Below are 23,979 nucleotides of genomic sequence, written 5' to 3' on the forward strand. Positions count from 1 at the left end.
GGTCACGATTACGGTCACTGCTGTGAACGATGCACCGGTTGCGACAGATGATGCAATTACCGCAACAGAAGACACGGTGTTCACATCAACCATTGATTTAGATGCAAACGACACCGACCTTGATGGCGATGCACTCTCTGTTGTTGCTGGCACCTTTGCAACGAATGCAGGCGGATCAATCACGATTGCGAGTGATGGCAGTTACACCTACACGCCTGCCTTAAATTACAACGGCGCGGACTTTGTTGATTACACGGTTACCGACGGAACGCTAAGCGATGTGGGTCGCTTAAACATTACTGTGAATGCAGTGAACGATGCACCGGTCGCGAACGACGATGCAATTACCGCAACAGAAGACACGGTGTTCACATCAATAATTGATTTAGATGCAAACGATTTAGATGTTGATGGTGATGCACTCTCTGTTGTTGCTGGTACGTTTGCAACAAACGCCGGTGGTTCTATTACGATTGCCGCCGATGGCAGTTACACCTATACCCCTGCCTTAAATTACAACGGCGTGGACTTTGTTGATTACACAGTAACGGACGGCACCTTAACGGATGTGGGTCGCTTAAACATTACTGTGAATGCAGTGAACGATGCACCCGTTTTAGATCTTGATGCCAACGACAGTACGGCGGCGGGTTCTGATTTCGCAACTGCATTTACTGAAGGCGGTTCACCTGCCTTTGTTGCAGATGTCGATGTCAGTATTACCGATGTAGATGGTGGCACAATTAATAGTGCGACTATTGTCGTGCAATCAGTTGAAGCGGGAGATTTGTTGACGGTTGGGACTTTACCATCTGGTATTACAGCTAGCGCATATAATCCGGCGACCGGCACAATTACTTTATCTGGTAACGCGACCTTAGCAAATTATCAAACTGCGATCAGAGCAATTCAGTTTACAAACGATGGTTCCTCCTCAACTTCATCTCGCACGGTTGATGTAACTGTTAGCGACGGTACAAATGTTAGTAACGTTGCATCAACAACAATTGCGATTACTACGTTGCCGACGGTTAGCGTTACGGATGTTTCTATTCAAGAACCTACGTCAGGTACAACGACGCTGACATTTACCGTAAGCGTTGATGAAATACTGGGTAGCGATTTAAACTTCAATTTCAGTACTTCTGACATAAGCGCGTTAGCTGGTTCAGATTATGTTGCGCAAACCAGTGTCGGAACAATCACGGCGGGGCAAAGTTTCGTTACCATCGATGTTGTGATTAACAGCGATACTAATAATTTCGAAGGAGATGAAACATTTAATCTTAATTTAACTGGCTTCGATCAGCCCGTTAACTTCCCGTCTTCGGCGCATACCATCAGTGGTGGAATTCAAGCGATCGGAACAATTGGCGCAAACAATGGTGCGCCGGTTGCGACTGACGACTCATTCATTACTCAACCCGATACTGTGCTGGTCACTGGTAATGTTCTTGCGAATGATCAGTTAGTTGACAACGCCGTAATTAATTCTTTCGATGCTACAAGTGTTGGTGGCGGGACCGTTGTTAATAATGGTGATGGTACATTTACCTACACACCGCTTGGCGGCTTTAGCGGAACGGATTCATTTACCTACACCTTAATTGACGATGATGGTGAAATGAGCACGGCAACAGTGACTGTTGAAGTAACGGCAGCTGTGGTTACACCACCAATTGTCGCCGGGGTACCTGATTCATCTTTCACTGAAAACGGAACGCCTATTTCGCTATTGGCGGGCACTTCGTTAACTGACGCTGACAGCACAACATTATCGTCGGTAGTTGTCGAGATAAATGGTTACATTGGATCGCAAGATGTATTGGACTTTTTAACATCAGGTACATCAGTAAACGCGAGCATAAACGCGGTTGGCAATACCTGGACATTAACGCTAACCGGTGGCGTAGACATTAATGAGTATTTAGCTGTTCTGAATACTTTGACCTACGAGAACACTTCTGAAAATCCAAGCACTGCAGCGCGAACCATAAATGTCACTGCTTATGACCAGCAATTTAATAATGTTTTCGATAGCGATAGCGGATCGATAACAGTTGTTGCAGTAAATGACGCGCCTGTAGTAACAGATAACGATGTATTTACGGCGGAAACAACCAATGATAATCCATTAGGAATTATCGCACCGACAGATTTTGATAATGATGATGCGACATTAATAATCACTGTTACTGGAATCCCTACAACGATTGGTACGGTGATGATGGCTGATGGTGTAACGCCAGTTACTAATGGACAGCAACTAACAATCGCAGAATTAACCTCGCTTGTGTTCGATGCTAACGCAGTGCAAGGAACGGAAACGTTAACTTATACCGTCGACGATGGCACTGCTGTTACGATTGGTACAACAACAATTGATGTTGGTACAACGAATCCGGATTTCAGTACAGTCTACGAAAGTGGACTAACCGATGGCACTCAATCGGGCCCTGCAATCGTTAGTGGAAATTTATTAACTAACGATGCAATAGGAACTACCGCCATTGATAGCGTCGATTTTGGTGCGAGTAATTTTACTGCAGTTGGTGGCGTGATAACGGTTGATACACCGCTAGGTTTGTTAACAGTTTATGCAGACAATTCAACACCAGGTCGCAACATTGGCGATTATGATTATCAACTAGAAGTTGCGGACGGTAGCGGTAATGATGTTACCGAAACGTTTACCTACAACTTCACCAATGGCACAACTTTTTCAGATGATCTGACGATCACCGTTGTCGACGATCAGCCTATTGCTAACAACCTTGTTGAAGACATCCCTGAGTCTGAAGAGAAGATTTTCAATCTTGTTTTCACCCTTGATGTTTCAACTAGTATGAATGCACAGGTCGGTGCCACTGGTCAAAGTCGATTAGATCTTGCTAAACAATCATTGGTGGCTCTAGCGAATGAATATTTCAATCAGTCTACACAAGTGAGTTTAACCGTTCTTCTATTTGCGAATGGCGCTCATGAGTTAGGAACCTATACAACCTTTAGTGCCGCACAGGCGGCAATTAATGGCGTTACTGATAATACGCAAACCAGTTATTCGAATGATGTTGGTACCGGAAATTTAACTGACTCTACAAGCTATGTTGACGCACTTGATTTGATTGATGATGTTTTTGCTGCGGATTTAGGTGCGCAGAATCCTGCAGATAATGTGCAGAATATTTCTTACTTTTTGTCTGACGGAACAATTACTGCTGACGGTTCGCCAATTGGAAATGGCTTTAACAGTTTCGTAAATAACAACTCCATCGATTCGTATTCAGTTGGAATTGGTACCGGATTACCTAGTGATCTATCGGATCTTGATTACATTCATAATATCGATTCACTTGGCAGTGGCAATGTTGATCCTGCATTAATCGTTTCTAATGTCGCATTGTTAGAGTCCGAGTTATTAAGTACGGTCCCAACCGCCTTCGGTGGCAACATTACTTTCAACGGATCGATACCGAATATTTTATTTGGCGCTGATGACGGTTTTGTTCAATCGATCATTTTGGATTTAGACTCCGGCACAGAAACATTCACCTTTGATGGAACTACCATTACAGCACCTGGTGGCATCGGTAGTATTAACGGTTCGCAATTAACGTTGAGCAGCTCTGCACCTGGTGACGGTTTTAATTTTGGAACTTTCACATTTGATTTCTCAGATGGTACTTATTTGTTTAGCGCACCGAATGGCACCGCGCCTGAAACGTTTGACTTTAATTACACCGTTCTTGATGGCGATGGAGATACTGCATCGGCAATGGCAACAATTAATATTGTCGATGACAAACCTGATGCTCGCGACGATCTTGATTCCTATCAAGCGATCGGTGAATTGGAAGGCAATGTTATTAATGGCTTAGGCACCGATGGCGGCCCTCAGTTTGGAACTGGTTTTACACCTTTTGCCAACCAGGGCGGTGGCATTGATAAAATTGTTGATAATGCTGTTGTGACGGAAATTACTTATCGTAATACGATTATTGATTTAGATATTTCAACAGTATTAACGCCAACAACTATTTCTGCAGACGCTGCAATAAACAACGGCACCGATTTTAGTTCACTCGATTTTTCATTGAGCAGCGCCTCAGGTGTTGGTTTTAATGGAAATGGAGCAGGTGTTAGTGGTGGGCGTGCAGGAAGCACTATTGATGATAACGATGGCGGTACACCACTGACAATTACCTTTGATCAAACCACTTTGACGGCGGGTGTTGATAATCTCGTTCTAGGAATCAACGACTTCCAAAGCAACAACGCAGATCAATTAACAATACGTATTTATGATCTAGCTGGTGGTCTACTCGGGACCGAAGTTGTTTCGGCGCAAAACACAGGAAATTTTGAGAGCGTTGATTTATCTGCATATACCGGAGTCGGATCAGTTGATATTTCATACTCAGGTGGTGGGTTTGATGCTCAATTAAGTAACGTTGCTTACGACGCTAACGTTGTTACGGTTTCTCCAGACCCTGCTTCAGGGTCCAGTGGCACACTATCTTGGGTCTATAGCGTCGATACAGACTTAGATGGTAACCAAATTAATCAGGCAGTTATCACTGATTCGAGCGACGATACCCAGTTAATATTCCGAAGCAATGGTTACTACAACTACAACCCAGATACGACCGTAGTCGATCCTAGCCCGGTTACTATTAACACGACCTCAGCTGGAAATGTTGCTGCAGGAGACTTCACCTTAACGACGCCTGCTTCCTCAGTGGGCTTCGACACCAACGGAGCGATTATTGTTGGCGGCCCTTCATTTGGCGACGGCGATCGAATCTCCGAAGGCGAAGTGATGGAAATCAATTTTGATACCGTTGCGATGACTAACGGCGTCAACGATGTCAGCCTGACAATTGGAAGTTATTCAAATGGTGAGGCAGTACAAATCGATGTTTATGATGTAAGTGGTGGTGCCTTAGTAACGGGTCTAATTATTGACAGCGGTACGATTGATCTCAGCGCGTATGAGAATGTTGGACAAGTTGTTATCACTGGGCCGAATGCTGCTGCCGGTAACAACGGCACAGCAACAAATGTTGGGTTGTTAGCAGTTACTTACACACAGGCTCCCGTATCATCGCCTGCTGGTACGGCTCCGGTCGTTGTGGACTACACTCTTACAGATACTGATGGCCAAACTGACACGGCGCAATTGGCAATTTACTCTATTGATAACGAAATCTTCGGTACGACCGGTGCCGATAACATCGCTGGTGGTGCGAGTAACGATGCTATCGTAGGCGATGATGGCGATGACATCCTTGCGGGCGGTGCAGGCCACGATAATATTTCTGGTGGCGCGGGCCTTGATCTGCTCGTTGGCGGAACGGGTGATGATTACCTCAGCGGCGGTGACGATGCTGATGATTTACAAGGCGGAGTTGGTAGCGACCACTTAGCCGGTGATGCTGGTGATGATTTGCTTGACGGCGGTGCCGGCGACGATATTGCCCTAGGTGGTGATGGTGATGATCAAGTCTTTGGTGGTGCCGGAGATGACAGAATCGAAGGCGGCGATGGCGATGATGCACTATTTGGAGGCGCGGGCAATGATCAGGTCGATGGTGGCGATGGCGATGACCTTATCGTTGGCGGGACCGGTGATGATGTTCTCTTAGGTGGCCTAGGAGTAGATGTCTTTAAATGGTCTTTTGCGGACGGTGGAGCTGCCGGTACACCGAATGTGGATACAATTAGTGACTTCAATGTTACTGCGACTAGCGGTGGCGGGGATGCGCTAGACCTGCGAGATCTACTGGTCGGTGAAACCACAGGGACCTTGTCAGATTTCATGTATTTTGAAACTCAAGGCTCAGATACCGTTGTTCATATCAGCTCTGATGGAGGCTTCAGCGGCGGCTATGACAGTGGCGCAGAGGATCAGACAATTGTGATCGAGAATGTCGATTTACTAAATGGCTTCGCGGATCAAGCGGCCCTGATTCAAGACCTAATAACTAATGGTAAGTTAATCACTGACTAGGCCATGATTGAGACCCGAAATACTCTAAGTTGGAGTGTTTCGGGCTGGTTTTCCCCTGCTCATGTCGGTCTCTGTTCCAGTTCATTATTTCCAGATTAGAATGAGACTAAAGAAAGCGAGTCTCATGCCGTAAAAAACTCACAAGCCGATAATTTGCCTGCTAGGCTTTTATTAAGGCGCGCTAACTATAGATTTAAGCGCAGAGGAAATATTACGAGTTTGGGAGCAGTATCGTGCCCTACATTAGCCGTGACGATAGCGGAAAAATAAGCGCAATTAGCCAAATTAACATGCAGGGCTTCGGTGAGCAGTTGGATTCTGAAGATCCAGAATTGCAAGCTTTTGTGGTGCAGTTTGGCGGGAATGAGAGTGTACTTCGAAAAGCGGACTTAGATTTTATTCGAGTCGTAGAAGATCTAATTGAGTTGTTGGTTCACAAAAATGTTGTTTGTTTTACTGACCTACCTCCAGAAGCTCAAGCTAAAATGCTAGCACGACAACAGATTCGAGCAGGAATAGGTAAAAAAATTGATCTCATCGATGACGACTATGGTTTGATCTAATTTTCGAATTGAAAAACCCCTATCTGTTACGGCAATTTTTATTTAACTCCCGGCCCTGTAACCCCCTCAAAACCTAACTCAAATAAACAATCATTCTCGGCTTTTGTGCGCACGCCTTCTGCGATCACTTTGACACCCATCGTATTCGATATCGAGCATAGCCCCCGCAAAAATATTTGATTACCGGTATTGCTATCAATATTGGAAACAAATGCACTATCAATTTTTAAATAATCTAAGCCAAGATCATGGAGCTCGCCGAGTTTTTCTATTTTATGTCCCGCGTGTTCGATCCCTAATTTACAGCCTTTGATTTTTAGCGCGCTACACAATTTTCGAAATGCAGCTAAGTTGGAATACACTCCCCGTTCAGGAACTTCCAACCATAATCTGTCGAGTGGCGAGGAGTGGTTTGTAATCAGCGCAATCACAGAATCCATCGCTTTTTCGCTAGTTAACAACTGGCTGGAAATATTAATTCCAATATTTTGCTTTGAATTTGAGAGTAAAACTAAGGCGCGTCGAATCGCTATCGTGTCTATTTGCGTAATTTTATGCAGACGCGTAGCCCAATTCATAAACTGACCCGCCGCTAATAATTTCCCTTCTTTGGTTTTTAGTCTTAAGGGAGCTTCATTATGAATCGTGTTGCCCTGACGATTATTAACAGGGAATGAAGCAAGTTCAAAACTTTCTGAATCGATCGCCTCGTCGAATAGGCTGAGCCAAGAATCTCTGTCGTTAGGCAGAGATTTATCTTGATCTGCGCTAATGGTTTCTAATATTGATGAGCTTCTTTGCTGGATTGAAGAGAGGCTTAGATCGACACGAGCGATTACCGTTTTCGCTTTTTCACCTGGAAAATACTTGCTGGCACTGCCGTGAATGATAATACTCTCAAATTCTTCCAAAGCACGCGCAGCGTTTACCAGGCGGATATGTAATAAGCTAGCTATTTCATCTAGATCATATTTGTCTGGCAATAACAAACCGAAATCTGAGCCGTTTAATTTTCCAGAAATTGAATCGTCGAACTCGCTTTGAAATTGATGAATTTTCTTCGCGACACTAAGGAGTAGATTGTCAGTATTCTCTCGGCCATATTGATCATTAAGAATATTTAAATCAAGAATGCGAAATATTATTAATATCCCAGAAGCCGAAGCATCATCTCGATTTAAGGTTGCATTGACAGAATTATGAAAATAATCCGCAGATAATAATTGCGTCACGGAATCGGTTGAAGATTCCGACTTTACACTGGCTAGTTTGCTGGTCTCCGATTCTAAGAGTTGTTTAATTCTCAGGGACAGCTTATTCATCGACTGAACCAAAAATTTAAACTCCAAGGTTTTGGGTTCCGCAATGGTGATAAAGCGTCGGTCGCCAATGGCCTGAGCTTGCTCAACAACATTGTTGAGCGGCCGGATAAGTTTTTGAATAAGTACGGTGCCGATAAATCCACATAGAAGTCCGGCAATAACAAAATAACTTGCGAGTTGGATTCCATTACGCCATAGGGCTGAATAGGCAAATTTTGTATGGCTCATTACTTCGATGTCACCGATTTGTTGCCATCCTTTGGTCACTCGGGCATTGCCTGGTTCAGGATCAATGGGGATTAAGTTTACAAACCAACTCGGTACACCTGGTGTATTTACAGTTTCACTGCGTTCAACAATAATATTTTTTTCGAGATCGCGTAAACGGATTGACTGATAAAAACCGGAATCAAACTGAGAAGCAATCTGTAGTTCTGCGGTTACAGGTTCGTAATTTGCACCGCCAACTATGAGCGCTAATGCGTTGGCGCTATCAATATTTTTTTGATAAAGCTGATCGTTTAAGTAATTTTTTGCGGTTAGCGCACTGACAATAACGCTGCCCCCTATTGCGAAAACAATCAGTAAAAGGATGGCGACCCATAGCTGTTTAAAAAGCGACATGGTTAAACCTCAATCGATTAAAACTATCATTGTAAAACTTCGTCGTTGCGCGAAACTCGGTCATTGTATAAATCCTTCGGCGCGCATACGTGCTAATAAGTCTCTGAGTGTCGATAGGCGCGCTTCTGGTTCAGAAACTTTTTCGCTCGAACCACTCACCCAGAGCCCTTCATCATTAAAACTAAATACAGGTACTAAGTCAGCTCGACGCGAACCAGGTCTGAGATCATCAATTAAATTATCGAGAATTATTGGATCTGCAGCTGGTTCTGCATAGTAGGCCAGTACCATGTGAGCCTGAAACAACTTACTATGCACGCCACCGATCTGTGCTTGTACATAAGTCATACGCAATTTTTCGATGGGGACACCTAAGGATTTTAAAGTGTAATATTTTGCGATTGTGAAGTCCTCACAATCGCCTTGCATGCGGCCTAATGTCTCAAGGGGGGTCGCCCAATAATCTGACAAATTCCAAATATCTTTGTCATCCATAAAACGAACGTTTTTATTAATAAAATCATTTGTTGCTCGCAATTGCTGTTCAGTATTTTTATCTTTTAGTTCGTCAATCAGTGTTCGCCAAGCATCGACTCGCTCAGCGGCAGCAAGGCCATAACGATCGCGCGCGAGATCGACCAGTAGCTGAAAGCTTGTATCTGCAATGGTCGACAAGGCGAGTAAGCCGATGATCGAGACCACTGAAAATTTATAAGATCGGCGCGTATTCACAAATAGAGCAATACCACAAAGAACCCTGGTTATTCGGAGGCTTGAGCGTGTCACCACAGCGATTTTTAGATAAATCCAGCGATTCCCGTCTGGGGCGAATAAATGCTCACTCCTTTAAGCGTAGCTGCTCTCGTTCAGGAGTGCTAAGTCGTTGACAAATAAGTGTAAATTGAGAATTTGTTACACAAAATATGCTACCTAGTCGACGAGTGGGCGAAGTTGTTCGACCAGGCTCCCTGTTTTATTCAGCATTGCAGTTATAATGCTCTGCAATAGCTGGTGCCAAAAAACCGTCTGTGAGTGTGATCCGGTCGACGTTTTCAACCAGGTGACTAAATAAGGAGTTTACAAAAGGTGAAATTTGAAACCTTTAATAGCAGCCAGGAATTGCGGCCTCGAAAACGAGGTTTGTTAAGCCCTAGCGGACCCAAAATCCTGGTATTAGCTGCATTAAGTCTTGGGCTCGGTGGTGTGACACAAAATCTTGTTGCGCAAGAGATCAACACGATAGAGAAAGCGATTGTTGAAAGCATAACAAACAACCCAGAGGTTAAAGCAAGCTGGTACACCTTTGAGTCTTCGCGTGCTGAGCAACGAGTGGCAAAAGGCCGCTACTATCCTTCAGTAGACTTTACAGCGCAGAGCGGACGAATCGATTCCGATGCACCGCAATTTGGCGGCGACGATTACAATGCAACGACAGGTCGATTATCGGTTACGCAAAATTTGTTTCGTGGTTTTGAAACGCGAAATCTTGTCAATCAGCTTGATAAATCAAAATTAGCCAGTTATTTTTTATTGCGTGATACTTCGGAAGGTATCGCACTTGATGCTGCGGTAGCTTATTTAGATGTGTTGCGTTTTCGTCGCTTGGTAGAACTCGCGGAAGAAAATTATGTTCAACATCGTTTGATATACGATGATATTCAAAGTCGAGCGCAAGCCGGAATAAGTAGACGCGTTGATTTTGAGCAAGCCGAAGCGCGATTAGCCCTAGCTGAATCAAACCTGTTAACGGAAACGACCAACCTTCACGATGTCTCTGTGCGTTTTCGTAGGATTGTCGGCGTTTTTCCATCCGAAAATTTAACTGTACCTACGATTCCAGCGAGCTTGATTCCAACGACACGCTATTTAGCGCTATCGAATGCTTACGAAAATAATCCTCGATTATTCGCAGCGGCTTACTCACTAGAGGCGGCAAAGGCAGAATTAAAAACTAAAAATTCTCCTTTATACCCCACTGTTGACTTGCGTGCGCGCTTTGATAAGGCGGATGACAATAATAGCCTGGTTACCGGAGCCTATGATGAATCCGCTGTTGAAGTCGTTGTGAGCTACAACCTTTTTCGCGGTGGTAGTGATTCTGCGACTAAGCGCCAATTTTACGAGCGCGTGAATAATGCGAGAGAATTAAAAGACAATGAATGTCGTAACGTTACGCAATTAGTTTCAATTGCTTTTAATGATATTAATAGCTTGCGCAAGCAAAGAGAGTTGCTCGATCGCAATCAAATCGCTACAGAAAAAGTTCGCGTTACGTATCGTAATCAATTTGATATCGGCCAGCGAACGTTACTCGATTTACTTGATACTGAAAATGAATATTTTGATGTACGTCGCGCTTATGTTAACGCGGATATTGATTTGCAAATTGCACAATTTAGAACACTTGCCGCGAGCGGACGCCTAATTGAAGCGTTTAACGTACTCGGTTTGCAGAATGACGCAATTCAGTACTTGGATCTAGATCAATCAATCGATGGTTTATCTAATCATTGCTCATTAATTTCTGTGCCGGATATCGCAGTGGATCGGCAGCAAGTGTTGGACAAAGCGATCCGTGAGGAGCGCCGTCGTCGTCAAGAAGCGCGTGTTGTTGCGCTACCTCAAGACGAGCGAGTGACGAGAAATGCAGATAACAGCATCTCTTTTCGACTCGATGTTCAGTACCAAAATGGGTCTGCGCAATTGGTTTCGTCATACGATAAAGATATTAAGGACGCGGCAGAATTTTTGAATTCCTACGAAAATGTTCGCGGTATCATAGAGGGCCATACCGATTCGGTAGGATCGGAATCCTATAATCTTCAACTCTCTCAAGCCCGCGCTGACACTCTTAAATCACGCTTGATTGCTGATTACAACATAGCGCCAAGTATATTGACCGCCAAAGGATACGGTGAGGCCGTTCCGATCGCTGATAATAGTACTGATGCGGGAAGACGAAAGAATCGGCGAGTTGTTTTGGTTATTGTTCCGAACGAATAGCATTGAGGTCTAAGCCAATTTGATGTCTGCTTAAACTCAGTGCGATTTCCTAGCCCACCTGGCAAGACCAATAAGTCTCGCAAAATTCACGAAACAGCAAATCTAGACTAAACTTTTCATATCTCAACGCGTTTTGCTAGCGTACCGTGGTCATAATCAATGTGAGCATTGTCGCCACTAATCACTTGATCTTGTTATAACGGGTGATTTTAACGGTTGTTTTTAAGGTCTATTTTTGGGAATTGTTTATCGGGTATGGTTTCGTTCGGAATGGATTACGCATATAATGCGCATCGCTTAGCTCGAAGCGATAAATTCGATAGGTTTTGATGAGGATTGGATAGTGAACTTTGGAAAAAAAATCTTAGTAGCAATATCTGTAGCAACAGTTTCCGCAGTGATGTTCATGGCCGCAGGTGCTATGGCTGCGGGTGATAAGGGTGGAGAAGCCATTGCTGAACGCCTAAAAGCGGTGGGCAAAGTTTGTATGGCGGGTGACGATTGTGCTGGCGGTGCAGTAGTTGTCGCTGCTGGTGAAGCGCGCAGTGGTGAAGAGTTATATACAACGAAATGCTTTTCTTGTCATGGTACTGGCGTAGGTGGTGCACCGAAACTTGGTGATACCGAAGCATGGGCGCCTCGATTAGAAAAAGGCATGGACGAAGTATTTAATAACGCTTGGAACGGTATGGGTGCAATGCCTGCGAAAGGTATTTGTATGGATTGTTCTGAAGAAGAAATTAAAATAGCAATCGACTATATGATTAAAGGCGAATGAATTAATTTTCGCGAAGATCGTTAAAAAAAGGCCGCTATTTCTAGCGGCCTTTTTTATTTATAAAATAAAATATTAGGCAGTCAATCAAAAAGATTTTTAAGATTTGACAACGTTTCCGTTCCCGCAGCTTGGTTGGCTTCTATCGATGTTCCGCCGAATCCTTCTTTCACCAAGTCTTCTTGTGGTAGCTCTTCGATAAAGCGGCTAGGTGTCGTTTCTATTATTTCGCCGAACTGTTTCCGCTTTGCGGCAAGTGTTAAGGTTAATGCTTTTTGTGCTCGGGTGATGCCGACATAAGCGAGGCGTCGCTCTTCTTCGATGTTGCCTTCTAATACACTATTAGAATGGGGCAAAATATCTTCCTCGAAACCCATCACGAAAACGTAGGGAAACTCTAAACCCTTCGAGGCATGTAAGGTCATAAGTTGTACCCTATCAGTAAGATCTTCTTCTTCCTGGCGGTCGAGAATATCCTGTAAGACAAGCTTGTTAATGGCGGTTTCTAGAGTAACCGAATCATCCTCTTCATTCTTCGCGAGCATCTTTTCTATTGAGCTAATCAAAAAGTAAATATTCTCCATGCGTTTTTCCGCAACTTTTGCATTGCTGGTGTTCTGATGCAGCCAGCCGGAGTAATCAATATCATCGATCAGTTCGTGTAGTATTTTGATTGGATCGTGCTGCTCACAAGCTTGCCTTGTATATTCAATTGTATCGACGAATTTGTTGACACGTTCGAAGGCTTTTTTAGACAGCAGTTGTTGCAAGCCAAACTCTTTAGCAATTGCACAGAGACTTAACCCGCGTTCATTCGCGTAGTGACCCATCGTTTCTAAAGTAGATACGCCGATTTGTCTTCGGGGTGTATTGATAATACGACGAAAAGCACCGTCATCATCGGGGTTCACTAACAATCGTAGGTATCCCATTATGTCTTTGATTTCGGTTCGTGCGAAAAACGATGTTCCACCGCTAATATTGTAAGGAATTTGGTGTTGTTGTAATTTGAGCTCAAGTAACTTCGCTTGATGATTACCTCGATACAGTACCGCAAAATCGCGAAACTTTACGCCTCTACCAATACGCTGATGCAGTATTTCTGTTGCGACGCGTTCCGTTTCTGCATCATCGTTGGTGTTTCGAATAATACGAATTGGCTCACCGGAACCTAAACGGCTCCAAAGTGTTTTTAAAATTTCGTGAGGATTCTGTTTTATTAAGGTGTTGGCTGCTTTTAGAATCGTTGTTGTTGAGCGGTAGTTTTGTTCGAGCTTAATTACTTCCAAACTCGGAAAATCTTTATGCAGCTGCGATAAGTTTTCAGGGTTTGCACCACGCCACGCGTAAATAGATTGATCGTCATCACCAACGACAGTCAAACATCCACGATTGCCTACCAGCTGTTTTACCAATTGATATTGGCTGTGGTTGGTATCTTGGTATTCATCGACCAAGAGATATCGAATCTTCGATTGCCAACGCTCTAGTATTTCAGGGTGGGTCTCGAAGAGCTGAGCTGGCATAGTAATTAGGTCGTCAAAGTCTACGGCGTTGTAGGCCAAGAGCGCTTGTACGTAATGTTGGAAGACCAACGCGATGGTTTGCTCTCCGCCGCTCTGAGCAATATTTAAAGCGGCTTCGGGAGAAATGCCATTGTTTTTCCAGTTCGATATTTGATGTTGGATTTGATCGAGGTGATCGCTATCGAGTTCGTTATCGCGAATCAGTATTTCTTTCAACAACACTCGGCTGTCTTCAGAATCGAAAATTGAGAAGCCAGGTTTGTAGCCGAGTGCGCGATGCTCTGCTTGGACAATTCTTAATCCCAGCGTATGAAAGGTGGAGACCAAAAGCCCTTTACCTTTTGAGCCTTGAACTAAGTTTGAGGCTCTTTCCTTCATTTCCTTCGCGGCCTTGTTAGTAAAGGTGACAGCGGCGATTTGACGGGCGGGAATATTACACTTATCGATCAAATAAGCGATTTTGTGAGTGATAACACTGGTTTTACCGCTGCCGGCGCCGGCAAGCACAAGGCAAGGGCCATCCACGTAGTGGACGGCGGAATTTTGCGGTTGGTTTAGCTGAGTCAAAGGTGCGGCTACAAGAAATAACGGGGGTGAAGAACGACGCGCATTGTAGCAATTTGCTCCTCCCAGCTCTACGCATTAACTTGAAGAAATCGTTGAATGAGCCAAGATAATTCGGCAAGTCTCACTTAGATCGAATTGTGGGCCACCTCTTTTTTTTGAGTCATCGGATCTACCCTAATTTTGGTGTCATTTAAAAAGCAAATTCGCTGATAGATGCTAGAATTCCAGCAGAATGACAATAATTAACCACTGTCTAGCACGCAATTTATATAAGATACGGGTTCAATGTATTGTGCCATCGTAATCTTTTGACGAGCGTATATCTGAAATTAGGCCAGGGCTCCCCACAACATGCAGCCAATCATTCAAGTTCTCCACATTGGTGAAAGCAAAGAGTATCTAGAGATTAGTGATCTATTCGCTCAGATACACCATCGTGACTACCGATTATTTAACTGCGATAGCGCCACCGATGTGTGGGTCGAGATTTTGTCTTCAAAATATGATGTTGTGTTACTTGATTATCATTGGGCGCCTGAGGGCGCAGCGAAACAAATTTTAATTAGTGCGAGAGCGCAAGGTTGTGAAGTACCTATTTTGGTGATGACTGATGAAATGGAAGCTGACGTAGATCGAGAAGCGATTAGCGTAGGCGCATCGGACTACTTAATAAAAGGCCGTATTGATAATCAATTATTAGAAAGAACAATTCGTTATGCGATAGAGCGGAAATTAACAGAAAAAAAATTATCTAAACTCGCCCACTTCGATCCCCTAACCAGCGTTCCCAATCGTATTTTATTTCGCGACCGTTTGGAGCATGCCCTACAGCTCGCTGAACGCGGCCAACAATCATTTACCTTGATGTATTTAGATCTTGATGGTTTTAAAAAAATAAACGATACCTTCGGGCATGGGACCGGCGATCAACTTCTTCAGTCTTGCGCATTACGCTTGCTTGCCTGTATGAGAAAAAGTGACTCAGTTGCTCGGATGGGCGGCGACGAGTTTACTCTGTTGTTAGAACATACTGAAACAACAAGCGCTATCGCAACCACCGCGCAAAAAATTATCGATACTTTACAACAATCTCATACTATAGATGGCCATGAAATAGTTATCGGATGTAGTGTGGGAATAGCAGTGTACCCAGAAGCAGGAAGGGATATAGAAACGCTGCAAAAAAATGCTGATATTGCGATGTACCAAGCTAAGTCAGCCAATGGCAATTGTTTTCGTTTTTATACTGAAGCGATGAATGTTGAAACACGAAAACAAACGCTCATGGAAGCGGATCTAAACCGAGCGTTAGAGCATCAAGAATTTACGGTTTTTTATTTGCCTAAAATAAATTTATCGAATAGAAAAATTACTGGTTTTGAAGCAAAGGTTCGCTGGTATCATCCGGCGAGAGGTTGGTTGGAGCCAGAAGAATATATGCTGCACGCCGAGCATACAGGTTTATCTTTACCGTTGGGAAATTGGGCATTTCAGCAAGTGTGCTCAGATCTATTAAGGCTGGCTGATCAGGACTTAACTGATATATCTGTTTCGATCCCGGTTTCGACGAGACAAGTGAATGAAAACAATTTTGTTGAATTTATTAAAAAGCAGCTCTTGGTGCTCAGCAAACATAGCAATAAAATTGAGTTATCAATTACTGAGCCGGAACTGATGAGCAGTACGAAATCGTACCAAACATTTTTTACTCAATTATCTAAGTTGGATATTTCCTGTAATTTAACGCGCTTTGGCGCCGGAGAAACATCATTTCAGTTACTAAAAACCATTCCAGCCAAGCAATTAAGTATTGAAATAAAAGACATATTGCCGACGTCATCTGACGACGAAAATCCTATTTTTGAATCGACAAAAAATGAGCAGATCAATATTGGTACTCGGGATTGTGTATTGGCTGCGCTAATTGCGGCGGGCAATATTATGGACAAAAAAATTATTGTCGAAGGGATTGAAAACTCTTGGCAGCTAATGACTGCCAAATTAAATGGTTGCGAAGAAGGTACAGGAGAGTATTTGGCAGCCGCAGTGAACTTTGATGGTTTGCTGGATCAATTAACGATGGAGCAAAACGAACTCGCCTAAATCTGGAACCTTCAGACAGCCTTTTTTACAATGACAACAATAGTTCCTGAAAAATAAGGTCTAAGCCACGTAATCAACTTAGGGATCTGGTAACGAAAAACTTTATAAAAGTAACGCTTTCGATACCATTTTTCTTTGTTGGTAAAAATGATCTTTTCTACTCTAAGTGGGAAGCGATGGATTAATTGAGTAATTGTTATCGGATCATACCAACAAGTGTGATCAGGGTGTACTTTCACCGTATTCCGTTTTAGAACGCGAAAAAAATTACTGATACAAGTGGCGTTTGGCGTGGTGATTACCAACACGCCATCATCACTTAAATGCTCACTCATTGCGGTCAAAAACAAACCAGCATTGTTGACGTGTTCGATAATCTCTCCTGCGACAATACAGTCGAAAGTTTGATTTAAGCGCATGTTTTCTGCATTTGCACAAACCACGTTGTAGCCTTTACCCTGCATTTCTTTGACGCCCTCGGCTTCAATATCAACGCCTAACAAAGTTTCGGCATGGCTCTTCACAAATTTATGGAGCCCAGTCGTATCGTATTTGCGGATTGACCCGGGGCGTGCGTCAACGCAACCGATGTCTAAGACGTTCTTACCCTTAATATATGGTTCGATAAGCGAAAGACGGTCGACAGCCCTTTGATATTTCACGGTTTCTCCCGAACGAAGAATATTAGGAATGTAAATTGAAATGCAAACTACACAGGTAAATGTGGATTATTGTGTTGAGCACAAGAAAAATTAACGTTAATTATTATGTAAGCAAGCATAACAGGCAAGCACCAAATTGGCATCTAAATCGTGATCGCATGATATTTAGTTGTGATGCAGGTATCTACAAATTTAGGTTTTGCCTTGCCGCTTGAGGACTTAGCAGTCTACACTACGCACTTTTGTAAACAAAGATTGTAAAAACTCGAAATATGAATCGTAATCATATACAAATGATGCAACCGACAACAATCATTTCATTTCCCCATGAATAGAATTCTTCAATTGGTGATTAATTGGACTCTGTAACCGTCATTACCGCAAATTTCAATGGTAGTAAGTACCTGGGTCGCGCCATTGAAAGTGTTGTGCAACAGTCCCATCACAATATTGAATATATTATTGTGGATGACGGTTCTAAAGATGTCTCTAAAACCATCATTGAGCGATGGGCCAATCAAGATAAGCGAATTACGCCTATTTATTTAAATGAAAATGTAGGTGTGGCGAGCGCTCGCAACATTGGTATCGAGAAGTCGTCTGGAAAGTATATTGCTTTTCTTGATGCAGATGATGTGTGGGATAGTAACAAAATTGAAAAACAGGTTGCTTGTTTTGAAAGCCATCCGAAAGCGGGAGTAGTTGTTACGGGCACCATCGTTATAGATGAAAATGATGGCAAGATTTCACTCAAGAAAAATTCAAAAAAAATTAAACAAGGTAGCGTTAATCTGTACGACTACGTTGCAGGAAAATTTCCCATGTCGATCAATGCAATGACTCGACGGGAATGTCTCGAGAAAGCCGGCTATTTTAATCCCAACTATATAATTGGCGAAGATTACGAATTATGGATGAGAATAACCCGTGACTACGAATATTATTTTATCGATGAACCGCTCCATTTTTATAGAATTCATCAGTCGAATGCGACTAAAAATAAATTATTAAATAGAGAGTCGAAAATAAAAATACTAGAAGAAATGGTCGACAACGATAACTCTATAAGTGGAAAGCTTGCGAAGGATTTTAATGTCATAATGCAAAGAAAATATAATTCATTAGGCAAAGCTTATTATTTGGATAAACAGTTCGATAAGGCGCTAAATTGTTTCAATAGTACGTTAAATCTCCGAGGTAGCTCCGCTCAAATTTTAAAGGCGAAACTTTGGATTTTTCTGTTAAAAACCAAAGTCAAGTAGTTAAATAGTCGTCATAATGGTAGAAGATTTTTTTCTATCTAGGTTTCGATATCCTAGGGCTTCAGTCAGATGCTCGAAATCCACATCCTTTGATTGTGCCAAATCGGCTATGGTTCGCGCTACTTTCAGGCAGCGGTGATATGCGCGAGCGGATAGACCAAGCTTATTCATGGCCTGCTTCAGCAACTCTTCTTGTTCTTTCTTAAGTACGCAATAAGTTTCTAGCTCTTTGCTCGTTAATTGATAGTTGATTTTATTTTGACGTTGTTTCTGTTGAGTCCGTGCGAGCATTATTCTGCTTCGAACTTCAGCAGAGCTTTCTTCCATATTCTGTTTTTGAAAAATTTTGGTGTCGACAGGCTTAACTTCAATATGAAGATCGAAGCGATCTATCAATGGCCCGGATATTTTCTGCCGGTAGCGTTTTATTTGCTGATCGGAACAATGGCAGCGCCCGTCTCCTGAACCCAAATAACCACAGGGACAGGGGTTCATAGCGGCTACAAGTTGAAACTTTGCGGGAAACACGACCTGCGCATTGGCTCTAGAAATACAAATTTCCCCAGACTCTAAAGGCTCGCGTAGGACCTCTAAAACTTGGCGCTGGAATTCTGGTAATTCATCTAAAAATAAGACGCCATGATGAGCTAATGAAATTTCTCCGGGTTTCGGATTGCTTCCGCCACCAACTAATGCAACCGCAGAAGCGGTATGGTGTGGTGACCGAAAAGGCCGTACAGAAGCGTTTTCGGGTACGCGTCCGTTTGCCACTGAGCTAACAGCCGCCGCTTCCAGTGCTTCCGCTTCATCCAGTGGTGGCAAGACACCGGGTAATCGGCTGGCGAGCATCGTTTTCCCGGTTCCCGGCGGACCATAAAATAAAATATTGTGGCCACCGGCAGCGGCGATTTCTAGTGCTCGCTTCGCGAGGTTTTGGCCTTTCACGTCCGCAAGATCAGGGTAGGATGTAGAGATTTTTGATGTCGCGGGGCTGGCTATCGGTAATTGTTGGCGCTGATGGATATGGGCGCAAACTTCTAATAGAGAACTGGCAGAATAGACTTTGGTGTGCTTGCACATCGCCGCTTCGGGGCCATTATGTTTTGGCACTATGAGGCTGCGATCAACATTGCCAATGGCAATGGATGCGGGAAGAACACCTTTAATTCGTCTCAATTCACCTGATAGGGCGAGCTCTCCCAAAAACTCTGCTTTTTCTAATTCTGCCGACGGGATTTGATCCGAAGCTGCGAGAATTCCTAAAGCTATTGCGAGATCGTAACGGCCACCATCTTTTGGTAGGTCTGCAGGTGCGAGATTAATAATGATTCTGCGTGCGGGGAATTCAAAATGACTGTTAATCAGTGCGCTGCGAACGCGGTCTTTGCTTTCTTTAACGGCGGTTTCTGGCAAGCCTACGATGGATAAACTGGGCAGTCCATTTGAGAGGTGAACTTCGACGGTAACAGGTGGGGCGTCTATTCCTGACTGGGCACGGGTATAGACAATCGCGAGTGACATAAGCAATCCTTGCTATTAAGTGTTTAATTTCAGTTACCTAAATAAGATGATTCCATTTCACCGTGTTTAGGTTTGTCCGTACTAATTGTTGCCCTTCTCGGTTTGCAATAAATGACGGTAGATCTTACTAGGGCTTTATTCAGATTTGCCTGCTTGCTCTAATTTTTTAAGCTGCTCTTCTAGTGCTTCCAGGCGTTCACGGGTTCTTTGCAATACCTGTGTTTGAGCATCAAATTCTTCGCGAGTCACTAAATTCATTTTAGATATCATCGATTCGACAATCATTTTGATTGAGCGCTGTAGCTCGGCGTTCGATTCGGTTTGACCGAATAGCTGCCCAGCGCGATCTAATAAGTTATCTAAGGGAGTTTTAGGCTGCAAAATAAAATTCTCTGAGACTTTGTGCTACTGATAAATTGTTGGTAGTGTAACGCAGATTTCTAGTAAAAACATAAGCCATCGAATTCTACGTGTGAACCCTCGAACAAGTTTAAGCGTGCCTCGGTTTTTAACTGAAGGACTTGAGGAAGGGCGGACGCCCAATCTTGGTGCTCGAATTTTGAATAACACAGTACATTTATTTTTCTAACGACATGACCCAAGCTATAAAAATCAATGATTCTACGCATGAACCAGAATCTCTCGTCGTTCAGCCGACCGATGGAAATATGCCTTCGAACGATAAGAAAAGCCTGCCTTCGAGGCATTGGCTAGCAGAACTATCTTTGAGTTTTAAATTACGCGGAACCAAAACTACTTTGAGTAGAATAAAGCACCTGGGACCTTTGCGGGTACAGCGGCCTTTCTATCCTGAAGACGATTGTTGTCATGTTTATCTGCTGCACCCTCCTGGGGGAATTGCAGCGGGAGATAAACTCAGTATTGAATTTAATGCAGAGCATTCAACCCGAGTGCTATTAACGACGCCGTCTGCAGGCAAAGTATATGGCAGCGATGAACAGTGCAGCCCTCAACGACAGGTAGTCAGAGGGAGGTTGGCAAAAGGAAGTTGTTTAGAATGGTTTCCCCAAGAAACAATTATATTTTCAGGCGCGGAAATTAATTTAGAAACGCATTTCGACCTGGGAGAAGATGCGAAGCTCTGTGGTTGGGATATTCTTTGTCTCGGACGGCGTGCGAGCGGAGAGCGTTTTGAAAATGGAAATTGTACGCAATTAATTACTGTTACTAAGAATAGCCAAACGCTAATGCGCGAAAGAATGCAGTTGCGTGGAGGTGAACAAAGTTTGCAATCACCTTGGGGTCTGGGCGGTAATGTTGTTGTCGGCACATTTTATGCGACGATATCGGCGTCCCGGCAGCAAATTGATGACTGGAGACAAGCACTGGCAGAGCTCGAGCTATCAGGTGAGTGGGGAATCAGTCAAAAGCCAAATTTATTTTTGGCGCGTTATCTTGGGCAATCCGCAGCACAAGCAAAAAGCGGGTTCGAATTATTGTGGAAATGTTTACGCCCAGATCTAAATGGACGAGTAGCCTGTCGACCTCGTATTTGGAATACCTAAACTCGAATAAATTATAGCGTTGTACAAAACTGTAAATCTTAGATAAATAGAGTATTTTTTATGGAACTAAGCCCCAGAGAAAAAGATAAATTATTATTGTTTACTGCTGCCTTAGTCGCGGAAAGGCGAAAAAATAAGGGTTTAAAATTGAATTACCCCGAAGCCATTGCGCTAATATCGGCGGAAGTGGTTGAAGGTGCAAGAGAAGGAAAGACCGTTGCCGAACTGATGGATTATGGTCGTACGATACTCAGCGTTGATGACGTGATGGACGGTATAGCGGAAATGATCCATGAAGTACAAGTTGAGGCAACATTTCCAGACGGTACTAAATTGGTTACTGTCCATAACCCTATTGTCTAAATAAACTTCCTAGACAAATTATTTGGTTTGATTTTAAAAAAATAAGGTAAAGGTCATGACTCCAGGTGAATTTGAAATCCAAGCTGGCGAATTGGAATTAAACGCGGGCCGCAAAATAATAACAGTCCTTGTTGAGAATTCCGGCGATCGTCCGATACAGGTTGGTTCCCACTATCATTTTTTCGAAACCAACCCCGCATTAAAATTTACACGCGAAGACACAAAGGGTTTTCGATTGAATATTGCGGCTGGAACGGCTGTTCGGTTTGAGCCTGGCCAAGATCGTGAAGTAGAGCTCGTAGAGTTAGCAGGCGATAAAAAAGTCTATGGTTTTCGCGGTGACGTGATGGGCGCTTTGTAAATACTTATTAGAATAATCTTTTTTTTCAACCAAGAATTTCTCAACACAAAGATCAGCAAAGGAATTTTTCATGAGCAAAATTGATCGTCGAGCCTATGCCGATATGTTTGGCCCCACTGTTGGCGACCGCGTGCGCTTGGCCGATACTGAGCTATGGATACGCGTCGAAAAAGATTTCACCACCTACGGAGAAGAAGTTAAATTCGGTGGGGGAAAAGTTATTCGTGATGGTATGGGACAAAGCCAACGACCAAGCGCGGAAACTCCCGATACGGTAATTACCAACGCTTTAATTATTGATCACTGGGGAATCGTTAAAGCAGATGTGGCAATAAAAAATGGTCGTATTGTCGGTGTTGGTAAAGCTGGGAATCCAGATATTCAATCTAAGGTTGACTTTATAATTGGCCCCGGCACCGAAATTATTGCGGGTGAAGGCCAAATTCTCACCGCTGGCGGGATAGATGCGCACATTCATTTTATTTGTCCACAACAAATAGAAGAAGCGCTCATGAGTGGTGTGACCACCATGTTAGGTGGCGGCACTGGCCCCGCGACCGGAACCAATGCAACAACCTGTACACCAGGGCCATGGCATATTCATCAAATGTTGCGAGCCGCAGAATCGTTCCCAATGAATCTGGGGTTTCTTGGAAAAGGCAATGCAAGTTTACCGGAAGGGCTAAACGAACAAATTGAAGCCGGGGCCATGGGGTTAAAGTTGCATGAAGATTGGGGAACGACGCCTGCTTCCATCGACAATTGTTTAAGTGTCGCGGAAAAGTACGATGTGCAAGTTGCCATACATACCGACACGTTGAACGAATCTGGATTTGTTGAAGATACCTTAGCGGCCTTTAAAGGCAGAACTATTCACACTTATCATACCGAAGGCGCTGGTGGTGGACACGCTCCAGATATTATAAAAGCCTGTGGTGAATCCAACGTGTTGCCATCGTCAACGAATCCAACGCGGCCTTACACGATAAATACCGTCGATGAACATTTGGATATGTTGATGGTATGCCATCACCTTGATCCTAATATTCCAGAAGACGTTGCTTTCGCCGATTCCCGAATTCGAAAAGAAACTATCGCGGCAGAAGATATTCTTCATGACCTCGGTGCATTTTCAATGATTGCATCAGATTCACAAGCAATGGGACGAGTTGGTGAGGTGGTTTGTCGCACTTGGCAAACGGCACATAAAATGAAAGTTCAGCGCGGCGCTTTACCCGAAGATGACGATAAGTCGGATAATTTTCGCGTAAAAAGATACATCGCGAAATACACGATTAATCCGGCGATAAGTCACGGCATTGATCATGAGGTCGGTTCAATTGAAAAAGGTAAGTTGGCAGATCTAGTGCTTTGGAAACCGGCATTTTTTGGCGCAAAACCTTCGCTAATTTTAAAAGGTGGCGTTATTGCCGCTGCGCCTATGGGTGATCCAAACGCATCCATACCGACACCTCAGCCGGTACATTATCGATATATGTTCGGCGGCTTTGGAAAATCGATGACGGCGACCTCAGTAAACTTTGTCAGTCAAGCAGCGATTAAGAATGACATCGGGAAAACACTGTCGTTGCAACGCAATCTAGTTCCGGTGAGAAACTGCCGTAGTATTCAAAAAGCCAATATGATCCATAATGCCTATCAACCAAAAATGGAAGTACACCCAGAAACGTACGAGGTTAGAGCAGATGGGCAGTTATTGGTTTGTGAGCCCATGGCCGTGTTGCCTTTGGCGCAACGCTATTTTCTTTTTTGAAAATTAAGCCAAATAAA

Annotated in this window: 16 protein-coding genes; 10 read left to right on the forward strand and 6 right to left on the reverse strand. The window is 43.6% G+C overall.

Annotated elements, in window-relative coordinates:
* Positions 1–7: 7 nt before the first annotated feature.
* Together ACYUCY_RS00005 and ACYUCY_RS00010 are read left to right on the forward strand one after the other, a co-directional pair.
* Complete coding sequence (locus ACYUCY_RS00005; RefSeq protein ID WP_460225096.1) at positions 8–6,010, forward strand: tandem-95 repeat protein; 6,003 nt, start codon at positions 8–10, stop codon at positions 6,008–6,010.
* Positions 6,011–6,243: 233 nt separating this feature from the next.
* The gene (locus tag ACYUCY_RS00010; protein WP_460224377.1) at positions 6,244–6,573 is read left to right on the forward strand and encodes a hypothetical protein; all 330 of its coding nucleotides are present in this window, start codon (positions 6,244–6,246) and stop codon (positions 6,571–6,573) included.
* Between the two features lie 38 nt (positions 6,574–6,611).
* Here the strand turns inward: ACYUCY_RS00010 and ACYUCY_RS00015 are convergent, their stop codons facing one another.
* Both ACYUCY_RS00015 and ACYUCY_RS00020 read right to left on the reverse strand, forming a co-directional pair.
* Positions 6,612–8,519 (reverse strand): bifunctional diguanylate cyclase/phosphodiesterase, encoded by a 1,908-nt coding sequence (locus tag ACYUCY_RS00015; RefSeq protein WP_460224378.1) that lies wholly within the window; start codon positions 8,517–8,519, stop codon positions 6,612–6,614.
* A 60-nt stretch (positions 8,520–8,579) separates the two neighbouring features.
* Positions 8,580–9,251, reverse strand: a complete 672-nt coding sequence (locus ACYUCY_RS00020) for a transglutaminase-like cysteine peptidase (RefSeq protein WP_460224379.1) — start codon at positions 9,249–9,251, stop codon at positions 8,580–8,582.
* Between the two features lie 354 nt (positions 9,252–9,605).
* On the opposite strand from ACYUCY_RS00020, the gene ACYUCY_RS00025 reads away from it, so the two are divergent.
* Together ACYUCY_RS00025 and ACYUCY_RS00030 are read left to right on the forward strand one after the other, a co-directional pair.
* The gene (locus ACYUCY_RS00025; protein WP_460224380.1) at positions 9,606–11,522 is read left to right on the forward strand and encodes a TolC family outer membrane protein; all 1,917 of its coding nucleotides are present in this window, start codon (positions 9,606–9,608) and stop codon (positions 11,520–11,522) included.
* A 343-nt stretch (positions 11,523–11,865) separates the two neighbouring features.
* Positions 11,866–12,300, forward strand: coding sequence for a c-type cytochrome (locus ACYUCY_RS00030; protein WP_460224381.1), 435 nt, complete (start codon positions 11,866–11,868; stop codon positions 12,298–12,300).
* A gap of 80 nt (positions 12,301–12,380) precedes the next feature.
* On the opposite strand, the gene rep is transcribed toward ACYUCY_RS00030, so the two are convergent.
* The gene (gene rep / locus ACYUCY_RS00035; RefSeq protein WP_460224382.1) at positions 12,381–14,390 is read right to left on the reverse strand and encodes a DNA helicase Rep; all 2,010 of its coding nucleotides are present in this window, start codon (positions 14,388–14,390) and stop codon (positions 12,381–12,383) included.
* 351 nt (positions 14,391–14,741) lie between these two features.
* On the opposite strand from rep, the gene ACYUCY_RS00040 reads away from it, so the two are divergent.
* The gene (locus ACYUCY_RS00040; protein ID WP_460224383.1) at positions 14,742–16,493 is read left to right on the forward strand and encodes a two-component system response regulator; all 1,752 of its coding nucleotides are present in this window, start codon (positions 14,742–14,744) and stop codon (positions 16,491–16,493) included.
* Between the two features lie 11 nt (positions 16,494–16,504).
* On the opposite strand, the gene ACYUCY_RS00045 is transcribed toward ACYUCY_RS00040, so the two are convergent.
* Positions 16,505–17,155: a class I SAM-dependent methyltransferase gene (locus ACYUCY_RS00045; RefSeq protein ID WP_460224384.1), complete on the reverse strand. Its 651-nt coding sequence runs from the start codon at positions 17,153–17,155 to the stop codon at positions 16,505–16,507.
* A gap of 356 nt (positions 17,156–17,511) precedes the next feature.
* Here ACYUCY_RS00045 and ACYUCY_RS00050 point away from each other — a divergent pair, with 356 nt between their 5' ends.
* Entirely contained in the window at positions 17,512–18,417 is a 906-nt protein-coding gene (locus tag ACYUCY_RS00050) for a glycosyltransferase family 2 protein (protein ID WP_460224385.1), read from the forward strand.
* On the opposite strand, the gene ACYUCY_RS00055 is transcribed toward ACYUCY_RS00050, so the two are convergent.
* The gene (locus ACYUCY_RS00055; RefSeq protein ID WP_460224386.1) at positions 18,418–19,938 is read right to left on the reverse strand and encodes a YifB family Mg chelatase-like AAA ATPase; all 1,521 of its coding nucleotides are present in this window, start codon (positions 19,936–19,938) and stop codon (positions 18,418–18,420) included. It abuts the gene before it with no gap.
* 135 nt (positions 19,939–20,073) lie between these two features.
* Complete coding sequence (locus tag ACYUCY_RS00060; RefSeq protein ID WP_460224387.1) at positions 20,074–20,319, reverse strand: accessory factor UbiK family protein; 246 nt, start codon at positions 20,317–20,319, stop codon at positions 20,074–20,076.
* Between the two features lie 212 nt (positions 20,320–20,531).
* Between ACYUCY_RS00060 and ACYUCY_RS00065 the strand changes: the two genes are divergently transcribed.
* From ACYUCY_RS00065 to ureC, 4 genes are all read left to right on the forward strand, one after another.
* Positions 20,532–21,464: an urease accessory protein UreD gene (locus ACYUCY_RS00065; protein ID WP_460224388.1), complete on the forward strand. Its 933-nt coding sequence runs from the start codon at positions 20,532–20,534 to the stop codon at positions 21,462–21,464.
* A 60-nt stretch (positions 21,465–21,524) separates the two neighbouring features.
* Positions 21,525–21,827: an urease subunit gamma gene (gene ureA / locus ACYUCY_RS00070; protein ID WP_460224389.1), complete on the forward strand. Its 303-nt coding sequence runs from the start codon at positions 21,525–21,527 to the stop codon at positions 21,825–21,827.
* A gap of 55 nt (positions 21,828–21,882) precedes the next feature.
* A complete protein-coding gene (locus ACYUCY_RS00075) occupies positions 21,883–22,188 on the forward strand; it encodes an urease subunit beta (RefSeq protein WP_460224390.1) in 306 nt (101 codons plus the stop codon).
* Between the two features lie 70 nt (positions 22,189–22,258).
* Positions 22,259–23,962, forward strand: coding sequence for an urease subunit alpha (gene ureC, locus ACYUCY_RS00080; protein WP_460224391.1), 1,704 nt, complete (start codon positions 22,259–22,261; stop codon positions 23,960–23,962).
* Positions 23,963–23,979 lie beyond the last annotated feature (17 nt).

The organism is Aurantivibrio infirmus, from assembly GCF_054767315.1.

What these genes read in the sequence shown, in the direction of transcription:
- ACYUCY_RS00015 (WP_460224378.1), bottom strand. Translation starts at nt 8,519, where the DNA reads ATGTCGCTTTTTAAACAGCTATGGGTCGCCATCCTTTTACTGATTGTT.
- ACYUCY_RS00040 (WP_460224383.1), top strand. Translation starts at nt 14,742, where the DNA reads ATGCAGCCAATCATTCAAGTTCTCCACATTGGTGAAAGCAAAGAGTAT.
- ACYUCY_RS00055 (WP_460224386.1), bottom strand. Translation starts at nt 19,938, where the DNA reads ATGTCACTCGCGATTGTCTATACCCGTGCCCAGTCAGGAATAGACGCC.
- ACYUCY_RS00065 (WP_460224388.1), top strand. Translation starts at nt 20,532, where the DNA reads ATGACCCAAGCTATAAAAATCAATGATTCTACGCATGAACCAGAATCT.
- ureA (WP_460224389.1), top strand. Translation starts at nt 21,525, where the DNA reads ATGGAACTAAGCCCCAGAGAAAAAGATAAATTATTATTGTTTACTGCT.
- ACYUCY_RS00075 (WP_460224390.1), top strand. Translation starts at nt 21,883, where the DNA reads ATGACTCCAGGTGAATTTGAAATCCAAGCTGGCGAATTGGAATTAAAC.
- ureC (WP_460224391.1), top strand. Translation starts at nt 22,259, where the DNA reads ATGAGCAAAATTGATCGTCGAGCCTATGCCGATATGTTTGGCCCCACT.